Annotated in this window: 6 protein-coding genes; all 6 read left to right on the top strand. The window is 62.9% G+C overall.

Translation table 11 applies throughout. The annotated features are described in order from the left end of the window. Positions 1-1,274: BREX-2 system adenine-specific DNA-methyltransferase PglX (gene pglX / locus CRM90_RS22865; protein WP_142391430.1), on the top strand; the 1,274-nt coding region annotated here is incomplete at its 5' end. Further along, positions 1,271-4,954 carry a DUF6079 family protein gene (locus tag CRM90_RS22870; protein ID WP_102809227.1) on the top strand — a complete coding sequence of 1,228 codons (3,684 nt, stop codon included), beginning with the start codon at positions 1,271-1,273 and terminating at the stop codon, positions 4,952-4,954. The genes pglX and CRM90_RS22870, both read left to right, overlap by 4 nt. Continuing rightward, positions 4,942-7,644 carry a BREX-2 system phosphatase PglZ gene (gene pglZ / locus CRM90_RS22875; protein WP_233209465.1) on the top strand — a complete coding sequence of 901 codons (2,703 nt, stop codon included), beginning with the start codon at positions 4,942-4,944 and terminating at the stop codon, positions 7,642-7,644. The genes CRM90_RS22870 and pglZ overlap by 13 nt, the downstream gene beginning before the upstream one ends. After that, positions 7,641-8,921, top strand: a complete 1,281-nt coding sequence (gene brxD, locus CRM90_RS22880) for a BREX system ATP-binding protein BrxD (RefSeq protein WP_102809228.1) — start codon at positions 7,641-7,643, stop codon at positions 8,919-8,921. The genes pglZ and brxD overlap by 4 nt, the downstream gene beginning before the upstream one ends. Then, positions 8,921-11,011, top strand: a complete 2,091-nt coding sequence (locus tag CRM90_RS22885; RefSeq protein ID WP_102809229.1) for a DEAD/DEAH box helicase — start codon at positions 8,921-8,923, stop codon at positions 11,009-11,011. The genes brxD and CRM90_RS22885 overlap by 1 nt, the downstream gene beginning before the upstream one ends. Then, positions 11,011-13,107 carry an McrB family protein gene (locus CRM90_RS22890; protein WP_102809230.1) on the top strand — a complete coding sequence of 699 codons (2,097 nt, stop codon included), beginning with the start codon at positions 11,011-11,013 and terminating at the stop codon, positions 13,105-13,107. Before CRM90_RS22885 ends, CRM90_RS22890 begins: the two co-directional genes overlap by 1 nt. Positions 13,108-13,196 lie beyond the last annotated feature (89 nt).

Consider the following 13,196-nt stretch of genomic DNA (forward strand, 5'->3'; position numbering starts at 1 on the left):
AGGTTCTCCTCACATCAAGCCAACACGCCCGCTACCAACCTCATGGCCGGATACACCTAGCGCATGCGCTTCAGCAGCAGATCCCGGCGGAAGTCGCAGCGCGAGAGACTCCTTCGGCGGCAACGCTGTCCGCAGCCCGCACCGAGTACGAGCGGCTGCGCGGCTTGATGATCGCGCACCAGGAGGAGCTTGATTGGGAGTACTACCGCATCTACGGCCTCATCGAGGACGACGTCACCTATCAGGGCGAACTTCCCGAAATTGCCCTCGGGCAGCGCACCTTCGAGATCGCACTGGCGCGACGGATGAAGGATGGCGAAGAAGCAGCGTGGTTCGACCGCCACTCGTCAACGCCAATCACCGAGATTCCAAGCCACCTGTCCGTCGATTACCAGGAACTCATCGAACGTCGCCTGGAAACGATCGAGTCGAATCCGCACATTCGGTTGTTGGAGCGCCCGGAGTACAAGCGGCGTTGGGCTGTTGAGCCCTGGGACAAGCAGGTCCAGTCCGCGCTGCGCGATTGGCTACTTGACCGGGTCGAGGACCGCTCGTTGTGGTTTGACCGCGAAGGGCGCCCAACCCCGATGTCGACTTCGCAGTTGGCCGACATCCTCGATCGTGACGATGACTTTCGAAGTGTGCTGCGGCTGTGGGCCGGGGACTCCAACGTCTCCACCGGCACCGCATTGGCGAAACTCCTTGCAGACGAGGGCGTCCCATATCTGTCGGCGTACCGCTACAAGAAGCCAGGGCTGGAGAAGCGCGCGGTCTGGGAAGAAACCTGGGATTTGCAGCGCCGCGAGGACAACGGCGAGACGCTCGACAGCCCGATTCCGGTACCGCCGAAGTACAAGCCGGCTGACTTCGCCAAGTCCTCATATTGGTCGCATCGCGGCAAGCTCGATGTACCCAAGGAACGATTCATCTCCTACCCCGGCGCCAGCCGTGACTCCGACTCCACGGAACTGCTCGGCTGGGCCGGCTGGGACCATGCCGACCAAGCACTCGCTCTCGCCGGACTGATCAGCCAACGTATCGACGAAGGCTGGGAGACTCCCAAGCTCATCCCGTTGCTTGCCGGGCTCAACGAACTACTCCCCTGGGTTCAACAGTGGCACAACGAGATCGACCCTGAGTTCGGCGAATCCGTCGCCGACACCATCGCCGACGAGTTGACCACTCGCCTGGCCGAACACCACCTCACCGTCACCGAGCTGCGCAGTTGGCGGCCCGAGCCGACCGGACGAGGACGAAAGGCCAAGACATCGTGACCACACTGCTGCGCGACGTCATTAGCATCCCCGAACGCGTCGGTGCCGACGACTATGTCCTGCGCCTCACCGACAGCACCAACGATGACGCCCACATCGAGGCCGCCCTCGACCAGTACGTCCTCACCGCGTCCCTGCGCGACAACTTCAACGCCGCCATCGACATCGTCGCCGACGCCCTGACCAAGGACACCTCACGGGCGGCCTACCTCACCGGCTCCTTCGGGTCGGGCAAGAGCCACTTTATGGCGGTGCTTTACGCCCTCCTCGGGAATCACGCGGCGGTACGCACCGAGAAGTTTCGCGACCTGACAGGCCGCTACGACGGCGAACTCACGGGCAAGAAAATCCTGCGACTCACCTACCATCTGCTGGGCGCCAAAAGCCTGGAGCAGGCCGTGCTCAAAGGGTACGTCGAACAGATCAAGGCCCTGCACCCCGACGCCCCGCTACCCGCCGTACACGTCTCCGACTCTCTGCTCGACGACGCCGACAATCTCCGCAAGCGCATGGGCGACGACGAGTTCCTGTCCGGGCTAGGAGGGAGTCAAGGACAGGGCGGTGGTTGGGGCGGCTTACTCGGTGCGGCGTGGGATTTGCCGCGCTACCAAGCGGCGCGCGACGCCACCGCCGAGGACGCCGAGCGCCGCGAGCTGGTGTCCGCACTCGTCAACAGCTACTTCACCTCGTTCTCCGAGACCGCCGACTACGTCGACCTGGACCGCGGCCTCGTCGTGATCTCCGAGCACGCCAAGTCCCTTGGCTACGACGGCGTCGTGCTGTTTCTCGACGAGCTAGTGCTGTGGCTTGCATTCTCGGTGCGTGACGCCGAATTCTTCGCCCGCGAATCCCAGAAAATCACCAAACTCGTCGAGTCATCGGGACGTCAGCGCGCAATCCCCTTGATCTCGTTCATCTCTCGGCAGATGGACCTACGGAAGTGGTTCGCCGATGCCGGGGCATCCGGCGCCGAGCAAGAGGCCCTCGACAGCGCCTTCCAATTTCAGCAGGGCCGGTTCCGTGAGATCCAGCTAGGCGACGACAACCTCGCCGAAGTCGCTCACGCGCGTCTACTGAAGCCCAAGGACGAGGCCGCTCGGAAGATACTCGACGACGCCTTCGCCAACCTCACCCGCACAGCCGCGGTCTGGGACGTGCTGCAGGACAGCCTCAATACCGACGACCGACACCGCGGCGCCTCCGAACAGGAGTTCCGACTCACCTACCCGTTCTCCCCGGCGCTGGTGTCCACCCTGCGCAATCTCTCGTCGGTGATGCAGCGTGAGCGGACCGCCTTGAAGGTCATGCAACGCATGCTGGTGTCGCTGCGCGACACCCTGACCGTCGACGACCTCATTCCGGTCGGTGACTCCTATGACTTCATCGTCGACGGTAGTGACCCGATCGACGGTCATGCCGGTGCCATGTTCAAGGCGGCATCCGACCTCTACAAGAACCGGCTATTGCCCAGTCTGCTCGACAAACACTCCGTCAGCCTTGAACAACTCGACACCGATCCCGCCTCGGTTCCGTCGGGCTTCCGCGGTCAAGAACGTATCGCCAAGACACTGCTTCTTTCCGCGATTGCGCCGAAAGTCCCTGCGCTGCGCGATATCACCGCCGCGCGGCTCGCCGCGCTCAACCACGGGTCCATCAAAGCACGCATGGCAGGCGGAGAAGCTCGCGTCGTCCTCGGCGTGGTCCGCGAATGGGCGCAAAAGGACGTCCCCGAGATCACCGTGTCCGAAGGCGCCAACCCCGTCATCCGGGTGCAGCTGGCCGACGTCGACTACCAGTCGATCATCGAACGCGTTCGTGGAGAAGACAATGCGGGCCGACGTCGCGTCCTGATCCGGCGGCTCGTCCATAAGGCCCTTGGGGTTCCCAGCGGGCAGGACGACCTCAGCGGCGCGGCTACCCGAACCGTGATCTGGCGCGGATCACGACGCGAAGTCGACATCGTGTTCGGCAATGTCCGCGACGCCGGGTCGACCCCGGAACAGGCCTTCGATCCCCGACCCGGCACCTGGCGGGTGGTAGTCGACTACCCCTTTGACGAGGCCGGCTACACCAGCGCCGACGACGTCAACCGCATTGACCGGCTGTTAACCAACGGCGATCGCAGCACCCTCGTCTGGTTGCCACGGTTCTTCACCGATTCCGCGATGGACGACCTGGCGCTCCTAGTCAAGCTCGACTGGCTGTTCACCGGCAGCGGTGACCGGTGGACGGAAAACTCCGATCACCTCTCGGCGACCGACCGCGCTCAGGCCCGAGGAATCCTGGAGAATCTCCTCAGCGGCACGCTGACAAGCATCGAGAGTCTGCTCAAGCAGGCGTACGGCATCGAACCTGCCGACTTGAAGCGAATCTCCGAGGAGTCAACACAATTCGACGTGCTCACCTCGCTGTCACGAGACTTCAGCCCCGCCTTGCCGCCCGCCGCGAGCCTCGAGGACGCCCTGGTGAAGATCGTCGATCAAGCGTTCTCGGCGATCTACCCGCAGCACCCCGCCTTCGATCCCCCGGGCGACGAAGTTACCGCCCGCAACTTCGAGACGGTGCGCGACTACGTCGAGAAGGCAGCTACCAATCGGGACGGCCGGATACCCACCGATCCTGGCACCGATCGCAAGATCGTCCGCCGCGTCGCAGGACCACTTCGCGTCGGCAAGGCCACCGAAGACCACTATCTGTTCGGCGAGGACTCGTTCGCGTATTGGGCGGGTGAACTCGACCGCGCCGCAATGGCGGCCGATCCGCTGACCGTGGGCGCGATGCAACAGCACATCGAAGCCATCACCCCAGCCTGGGGGCTACGTCCAGAGGCGCGGGATCTGGTGATCAGCGCGTGGGCGTTGCTGCGGAAGCGTGCGTGGTTCAATGCCGGCGCGGCTTGCCCTGCACCCGCGTTGGGGCGGATGTCGCCCAGTATCGAGCTGCGCGCCGAGGAGTTGCCCGAACAGCGAGCGTGGGACGACGCTCGTTCCAATTCATCGAAGTTGTTCGGGTACACCATCGCTCGCACCTATCTCACCGGTGCGAACGTCGCCGACTTCTCCACGCAGGTTCGTGCGAGGGCGACCGAGAGCACGAGCCAATTGGGTTATCTCGTAGAGGAACTCGAACACGCCTACCAACGGCTGGCGATGAGTGCGGGTGCTGGCGACCGGCTCGCCTCAGCTGTCGCCCTGCGCGGTCTCACGGAACGGTTGCAGGGCACCTCGGGAAACGTCGCCGTGATTGACGCTATGGCGAGCGCCGACCTCCCGGTCGCAGCGGAGACAGCCGGCCAGATCCGCAACGATGCTGGTCGAGATACCCAGGCTCTGCGGAGCTTCAAGTGGAAGCTCGTCGAACGGCTGCGGCAAGGTATCGAACGTGGTGATGCAAGCGGTGACAGTGCCCGCGCGATCGAAAGAGCGTTGCACGAAGCGATTTCGATCCCTGGACGTTCACTGAGCGATGAGCTCGCTTCCGTCGAGAACAAGCTTGTTTCGTGGGTCGTCGACGAAGACGGTGGCACGCCTCCGCCGCCTCCACCGCCACCGCCACCGCTCACGGCTAAGGGTGACGCCACGCTGAATACAGCCGAGGACATCCCCAATCTCGTCACCGCGCTCAAGAAAGCGATCGACGAGCACGGCCAAAAAGTTCACGTGCACTGGTGGGTCGATTGAGCACGCTGACCGCCACCGAACCGATCATTCGGGCGCGACTGAAGAAGGCTCGCGACAAGCACTACAAGAGCGGTGTGCTTGGGCTGCGCGCCAAGCCGTCTTGGGATGGCGGCGACTTCGCGTACGAAGGCACACCGGTCACGGTCGTGGCATGCCCCTCGGTGTTAGCGCTATGGGAAGCCATCGATCAGCGCAACCCTGAGCAATGGACAGTCGTGCTTACCAGCGTCGAGGACGACGACCTGGGTGACACCGTGCTCGCACACCTCCTCGACGGACGGCTCATCACCCCTGACCCGTGGGATGCGCTGCGAAGCAATTTCGCTGCGACCACCATCGAGCCGGCCCTGTACCGAACCCACAACGACCGCGCGATCGCCAATGGGCTTCTCACCGCATTGTCCCCGGACGCCTATATCCCCGCACCCAGCGGCGTCCTGACGCGCGACCACGCCATGGCGACGATCGCGCGGGATGTGCTCAAGATCGTCAAAGACGTCGATGTGGAAATCGACACCCTGGCCGTGCTCGAATGGAGCAGATCCCAGGACGTCACCGAAGGGCTCGTCACGCTATCCACCTCGGGGGGGCCTGAACTCAGCGCGGCGTTCCAGTCCTGGTTGTCTGAGCGGTCGAGTCGACTTCGCAAACCGGTCAACGCTCTGATGACGGCTGGGCGGATCACCGAGCTGGTTCCGCTCGGCGTCGTCGCGGGGCTTTTCGACGAGTCCGACGCTAAGGCTCTCGGTGTCTTCCTGGGCAGTTACGGGCTCAGCGATCTGGATGCCGAGGATTTGGGCTCCTGGTATCAGGACACCCGCGGGCTGGTCACCAATTCGCTGAACGCGCAACAACAACAGGCTGTGCTCACGACTGCGGCATCGATCGTCAACCAGCTGGGAATCAACGACGTCGCGGCCACCTCCGAGCTGCTGCCGCAAGGACTCGATGATCGACTGGTCGCCTTGTCAGATGCGATCACCGAAGCACTGCCGAATCCTTTACCCGCCGACCTCGATGCTCGGCTCCTGTCCGACGACGCGCTGCGCAACATCGAAGCGAAGTGGGCGCATGTCCAACAGCACTTCCTCGCTGACCGCGACCATAGCTGTCGCGCGTTCGGCGGAGCCGTCCGCCTGGCCCGCTGGCTGGCCGCGCCCGTCGCTACCGCCCAGGGGCTCGTGCCTACGACCGAACGGTACGTGCGCACCGACTCGTGGGTTGACACCGCACTGGTGACTGCTCGACGAGGAGCCGACCAACCCATCCCGGCAGCTGCCCTGCGCGCCATCATCGACGTGGCTCTCGCCCGCCGAGCGCAGCACGACCGATCCTTCGCCGCCGCACTGGCCAATGCACCGACGCCACCCGTGCAGACCATCGAGAACGTCATGCACGATCTCGTAATCCCCATCGCCAAGACATCGCCGACCCTGCTCATCGTCGTCGACGGGCTCTCCCTTGCAGCGACAAACGACCTCGTCAGGTCCACCCAATCGGAGGGCTGGACGGAGCTGTCCGCGAATCATGACGCGCGCCGCGCGTCAGCCCTTGCAGTGCTCCCGACCCTTACGCAACGCAGCCGGTGTTCGTTACTGTGCGGCGAACTGCGTGAAGGCGGTGACGGGCCGGAACGCTCCGGATTCCTGTCGCTCCTGCACAACGCTCAGCTGGAGGCGACCGGCGGTGTTCCCGACCCCATCTTCCACAAGAAGGCGCTCGACGCGGTGCCCAGCGGAGCCAAGCTCGCCAGTGACGTCCGCAACGCCATCGCCGACGTCACACGCCAGCCGCTAGTCGCTGTCGTCCTCAACTACGTTGACGACACCCTGCACCACGTCGACCCAGGCGGCACCGACTGGAACCTGGAAACCATCACCTACCTGGGTCCGCTGCTGAATGCCGCCAAGAACGCCGGGCGAACAGTCATCATCACCTCCGACCACGGGCACATCATCGAATACGGGTCCAGCGCCAAGGTCACCCGCGCCAACACCTACGGGCAGCGAGCACACGGCGATCTGGCGAACGTAGACCCAGACCGCGAAGTCGTCGTCAAAGGTCCCCGGGTACTCACCGAGAACAACGAGGTCGTCCTCGCCGTCGACGAGACCATTCGCTACGGCGCCCGCAACGCGGGCTATCACGGGGGCGCGACACCCGCTGAAGCCATCGTCCCGGTCGTCGTCCTCGTTGCCGGCGAGCTTCCCGACGGCGCCACGCGAGTCGTCGGTGCCGAGCCGCCGTGGTGGTATGCCGAGCCCATCAAGGCTCAAGAGGCACCGACAAGCCGAACCGCAAAGCCGCCCCGCAAGCCTGCGCAGGACAGCCCAAGCCTGTTTGATGACGGCTCCGATTCAGGTCTGATTATCGTGCAGCAGAGCCGACTTGCGGCCAACGTGGTAGCGACCAAGGTGTTTGCCGAGCAGCTGAAGCTGGCTGGTCGAATCGTGTTGCGGCAAGCCCAGATCGAGGGGCTGCTGCAAGTACTGGTCGATACCTCGGCGCACGAGGTCACCGTCGCCCAGGCCGCTGCCGCGCTCGGCGTCGCGACCGCCAGCGTCAACGGCGCCCTCATGCAAGCCAAGCGCGTCCTCGACGTCGAGGGCTACGAAGTGTTGCGGGTCAGAAGCGGCATCGTGCGCCTCGACATAGCGGTGCTGAAGGAACAATTCGGAGTCTCCGAATGACATCGCCGGTCTCTGCCCGTCGACGCCGAGAGATCCTCGATGCGCTGCGTCGCGGCACCGTGCCCTCTAACGGGCTGGACCAACTCGCCGTCGGCCTCGGTCGTTTCGAGAGTGAACTCGACGCTGAATTGGACGTCGTCGCTGGCGGTGGTGCGGTGTTCAAGGCTGTGCGCGGCGAATATGGTTCCGGTAAAACCTTTTTCGCGCGTTGGCTGGCAGACCGCGCGATGAAGAAAGGCTTCGCGGTTGCTGAGGTGCAGATCAACGAGATCGACACCCCGCTGCATAAGTTGGAGACCGTCTACCGACGCAGCATCGAGTCGCTGCGGACGGCGTCGATACAGCCGAGCGCACTGCGCCCCATCCTCGATGCGTGGCTGTTCACCATCGAAGACGATGCGCGCCAACAAGACATCGACGTCGATGCGCTCTTGGAGCGGCGCCTGGCGGATGTGGCAACCCGTGCGCCCGTCTTTCCGATTGCCATCCGCGCCTATCGGCGTTTCGTTGCGGACGGGGACCACGACGGAGCTGACGGACTGGTCGCATGGCTGGGCGGGCAACCCCACGTCGCCGCCGCGGTCAAACGTCGGGCCGGCATTAAAGGCGACCTCGACCATTTCTTGGCCCTTGGATTTCTGCGGGGATTGTTGGCGGTGCTCGCCGATGCGGGCAACCCGGGACTGCTGCTGGTGCTCGACGAGGTCGAGACGCTTCAGCGCATTCGCAGTGACGCGCGCGCCAAGGCATTGAATGCGCTACGGCAGCTGATCGATGAGGTCCACGACGGACACTTCCCTGGCTTGTATCTGTTGATCACCGGGACACCCGCGTTTTTCGAGGGGCGCCAGGGTATTCCACTGCTACCTCCGCTCGCTGATCGTCTTCATACGGAGTTCGCCAAGGATGCCCGCTTCGACAACCCGCGCGCACCGCAGCTGCGTCTGACGGGCTTCGACCAGTCTCGTCTCATCGAACTCGGTGCCCGGGTACGCGACCTGTACCTTTCGGGAGTTCCAGACGCCGAACGGGTGAGCTCCATCGCGGACGACGATTTCCTGGCACAGTTCGCGGCCGCCATCGCCGGTGAACTCGGCGGCAAGGTTGGAATCGCGCCGCGACTGTTCCTACGCAAGCTCGTTGATGTGCTTGACAAGATCGAACAGTTCCCCGACTTCGACCCATCCCGCGACTACGAGATTCGAATTGCCCCCGCCGAACTCTCCGACGCCGAGCGCGCGGCACTCACTGCTAACGATATCGCCCTCGATCTCTAATGGATCCTTTCGACCAGCTGCACCCCGGTTTGCAGTATCACCTCGCGAATACGTTGCGGTGGAACGGTCTTCGCCCAACCCAAGCGGAGGCTGTCGAGCCGATCCTTGCGGGCCGCGATGCCCTCGTCTTGGCTCCGACGGCTGGCGGCAAGACAGAGGCGGCAGTATTTCCGTTGCTGTCGAGGATGGCAGGTGAAGACTGGCAGGGTGTGTCAGTGCTGTACGTGGCGCCGCTGCGAGCGCTGCTCAACAACCTGCAACCGCGGATCGATGGGTACTGCAACTGGCTGGGCCGATCAGCCGCGGTGTGGCATGGCGACGTGAGCCAGGCGCTGCGGCAGCGGATTCTGGCGGATAGACCCGACGTCCTGCTTACTACTCCCGAGTCAATCGAGTCGATGCTGGTGTCGACGAAGGTGGATCCGCGGGTGCTGTTCTCAGGTCTGCATGCGGTCGTCGTCGATGAGATCCACGCGTTCGCTGGGGATGACCGGGGCTGGCATTTGCTCGCGGTACTCGAACGGCTCAGCCGGGTTGCCGGCCGCGAGCTTCAGCGGATCGGGCTCTCCGCCACGGTTGGCAACCCCGACGAGCTCATGGCTTGGTTGCAAGGCAGCTTCCACACTCGCGGCAAGACAGTCATCACACCTTCGGACGTAGCCACACCCACCGCGCCCGAGATCACCGTCGACTTTGTCGGATCGGTAGCCAACGCCGCGAAGGTGATCGCCTCGTTGCATGCCGGCGAGAAGCGCCTCGTGTTCGTGGACAGTAGGCGTCGGGCCGAAGAACTCGGTGCCGGGCTGACCGCCCACGGGATCGAGACATACATCTCGCACTCCTCGCTGTCGGCGGCTGAGCGACGGCGCTCAGAGGCCGCGTTCGCCGAAGCCCGTGACACCGTGATCGTCGCGACCTCGACGCTGGAACTTGGCATCGATGTCGGGGATCTGGACCGCGTCATTCAGATTGGGTCGACCAGTACGGTCGCGTCGTTCCTCCAGCGATTGGGGCGTACCGGTCGCCGCGCGGGCACTTCGCGAAACTGTCTGTTTCTGTGCATCGAGGATGAATCCGTCCTACTCGCCGCAGGCATGTTGAAGTGCTGGTCCGACGGATGGGTCGAACCGATCACCGCACCGCCGCATCCGCGGCACATCGCCGCCCAACAGCTGATGGCGCTGTGCCTGCAGGAGCACCGCATCAATCACGGCGCCCCGGCTCAGTGGTGGGGCGACCTGCCGGTGTTCGACGAGAGCGTCGGCGAGATCCTCGAATACCTCGTTGCGGAAGGCTTTTTCGAGTCAGACGGTCCCTTCCTTCACATCGGTTCTGAAGCGGAACGCCGCTTCGGCCGACGGTACTTCTCCGACTTGACGGCGGTCTTTTCCGCGCCGCCCGAGTTTCTGGTGCTCGCGGGCCGCAGCGAAGTCGGCACCGTGGGAACCGATTTGCTGACTGAGGAAGTCGAAGGCCCGCGGATTCTCTTGCTGGGCGGCAGATCGTGGAAAGTCACGCATGTGGACTGGGATCGACGTCGGTGCTTCGTCGAGGTAGCCGATGGAGGCGGCCGAGCGAAGTGGTCAGGATCGGGCCGCGGCTTGTCGTTCGAGATCACCCGCGGCATGCGCGAGGTCATTCTCGGAGCCAACCCGCAGGGAGTCACCTTCACTGCCCGAGCTACCGCTGCGGTCGAAGCGCTCCGCCAATCTTATTGCGATAGCGTTCAATCGGACCGACTAGTCGTCAGAATCCCAAACGATTCGGCCGGCCGGTGGTGGACGTGGGCCGGAACTGCCGCGAACCGAACTCTTCAAGCGTCGTTGCCGACCGTCGTTGACCCGCGTCAAAGAATCGATGAAAAGTCAATACGGCTGCTCCCCGACGTTACGGTGCAGGAGTTCGGTGCTGCCGTCGCAACCATGGAGTGGCGGGATCCCGTCGTCGATCTGAACGCAATTCGGGGTTTGAAGTTCTCCGCGGCTCTACCCGATGAGTTGGCAAAACACACTCTCGCCGCTCGCCTAAGCGACTTGCCTCATGCCCGCGGCGTATCCACCGAAGCCCGATCAATCGTGAAGGAGTCGTAATGGTCGACAAGGCCACCCTCGACAGCATCGTGGAGTCGCTCGACTCATGGGACCGAACGGCCGCCGAGAAGCGCTGGACGGAATCCGAGCAATTTCGCCAAGAGTTCATCGAGCGATTCCCCATCACCGAGTGGCCGCAGCTCCGCCTCGAGGACTACGCACTCGGACAGAATGGGCAACAGACGGTCTCATGGTGGATGGAGTACAAGCCGGGACTGATGCCGAGCATGAAAGGCGGTTCGGCTCAGAAGCATTTGATCTTCCTCGATAAGGACGGGTCGTGGCGATTCCCGCAGGAGTACGAGTCCGTTGACCGAGCATGGTCAGCCATCCGCGACGGGTTCGCCGAAATGTTTCGCCTTGCCACTGATGGACAATTCGATTCCACCGACGACATCCGGGTATTGACTGGCGCACCAGCGTTGCGGACGAAGTTGCTCTGCATGTATTTCCTCGGCGAACTCATGCCGGTGTCCTCCAAGTCCGACATTGATCACTATTTAAAGGCCATCGGCGAGACCGCACCCTCATCTGTGGTGCGAGCCAATAGACAACTACTCCAGGCTCTTCGCGCCATCCCTCCGCTCTCGGATTTGAACAATTTGGAATTGGGGACTTTCCTCTACCACTGGAACAACCCGCGGCCATCCCAACGCGTCGTGAAAATTGCTCCGGGCGAGCGCGGGATGTTTTGGGACGACTGTCTCAAGAATGGGTTCATCTGCGTCGGCTGGGATGAGGTCGGTGACCTCACACACTTCGCGAGCAAGGATGACTTTCGGGCCAAGTTCCGCGAGCACTTCCCCTACAACGGTGTGGAGCAGCAGGTGAGCCGCAAGGCCAACGAACTGTGGACGCTCATGGAGTTGCAGGCGGGTGACACTGTCCTTGCCAACAGAGGCACCACAGAACTTCTTGGGGTGGGAACCGTCAACGCGACTGGCTACGTTTGGCATCCGGAACGTGAGCAGTACAAGCACACCGTTGGAGTCGACTGGGATACGTCAGCGGCAAAGGCCATCGACCCTGTCCGAGCATGGGCCACCACGACGGTATCAAAGGTGCCTGCCACGCTCCTTCGTCAGATTCTCGGCGTCGAGACAACATCGAAACCCGTCGACACAGACCAGAAATACCTGGATTTGGAGTCTGCGCTGCAACGCCGCGGACAGGTCATCCTCTACGGTCCACCTGGTACGGGCAAAACTTACATTGCCGACCGCGCCGCCGTGTGGCTACTCGAAGGAGGCAGCGCCAGCCAATATGCCAACACGATGCTTGGAGATGCGAGCCTTCTTGCCGCGCGCCGGCGTGCCCTCGCCGAAGCGCCGTCGAACAAAGGCGGCGCGGCCAGGCTGACCCGGATCACCTTCCATCCTTCCTATGCCTACGAGGACTTCATCGAAGGCTTCCGCCCGGTGAAGTCAGAAAGCGGGACACTGCAACTGGTGCTCAAGGACGGGGCATTCAAGCGTGTCTGTGACGCGGCCGGCGCGGATCCGGAGAACCGGTACATCGTGCTGATTGACGAACTCAACCGTGGAAACGTTCCCAAGATCTTCGGCGAGCTGATTACGCTCATCGAGAAGGATAAGCGCGGCCTCACAGTTCAACTGTCCCAAAGCGGAACTAGCTTCGCTGTACCCCCGAACGTACTCATCATTGGCACCATGAACACTGCCGATCGAAGCATCCATCTTCTGGACACCGCCTTGAGGCGCCGCTTTCAATTCCTCGAGTTGCTGCCGAACAGCGATCTGCTTGAAGGAACGACCGTCGGGGCGCTAGCACTCGATACGTTTCTGGATGGAATCAACGAGGAGATTCGAAAGCGCTTCGGCCGGGACAAGCAGGTCGGCCATTCGTTGTTCTTCCAAGACGACCAAATCATCGACACCCCAGAAGATTTCGCTGCCATGTTCCGATATGAGCTTCTGCCACTGCTACAGGAATACCTCTTCAACGATTACCGGGCGCTATCCGAACTCCTGGGAAAGGTGATCGACGTCGAGGGCCAACGAGTGTCCGATTTGGTTAACGAACCCGAAGCTCTCTGCGCCGAGTTGGCGGATAGATACGGAAGCGCGTCCGCGTAACCGTGTTTCCCACGATCACGCTCGCTGAGTACGAGACCAAACGCGTTCGATTGCCTGCGGCAACAGATTCCGACTTGAGACTCGCCGCA

Origin of the sequence: Mycobacterium sp. ENV421 (genome assembly GCF_002887815.1) — a bacterium.
Taxonomy (GTDB): domain Bacteria; phylum Actinomycetota; class Actinomycetes; order Mycobacteriales; family Mycobacteriaceae; genus Mycobacterium.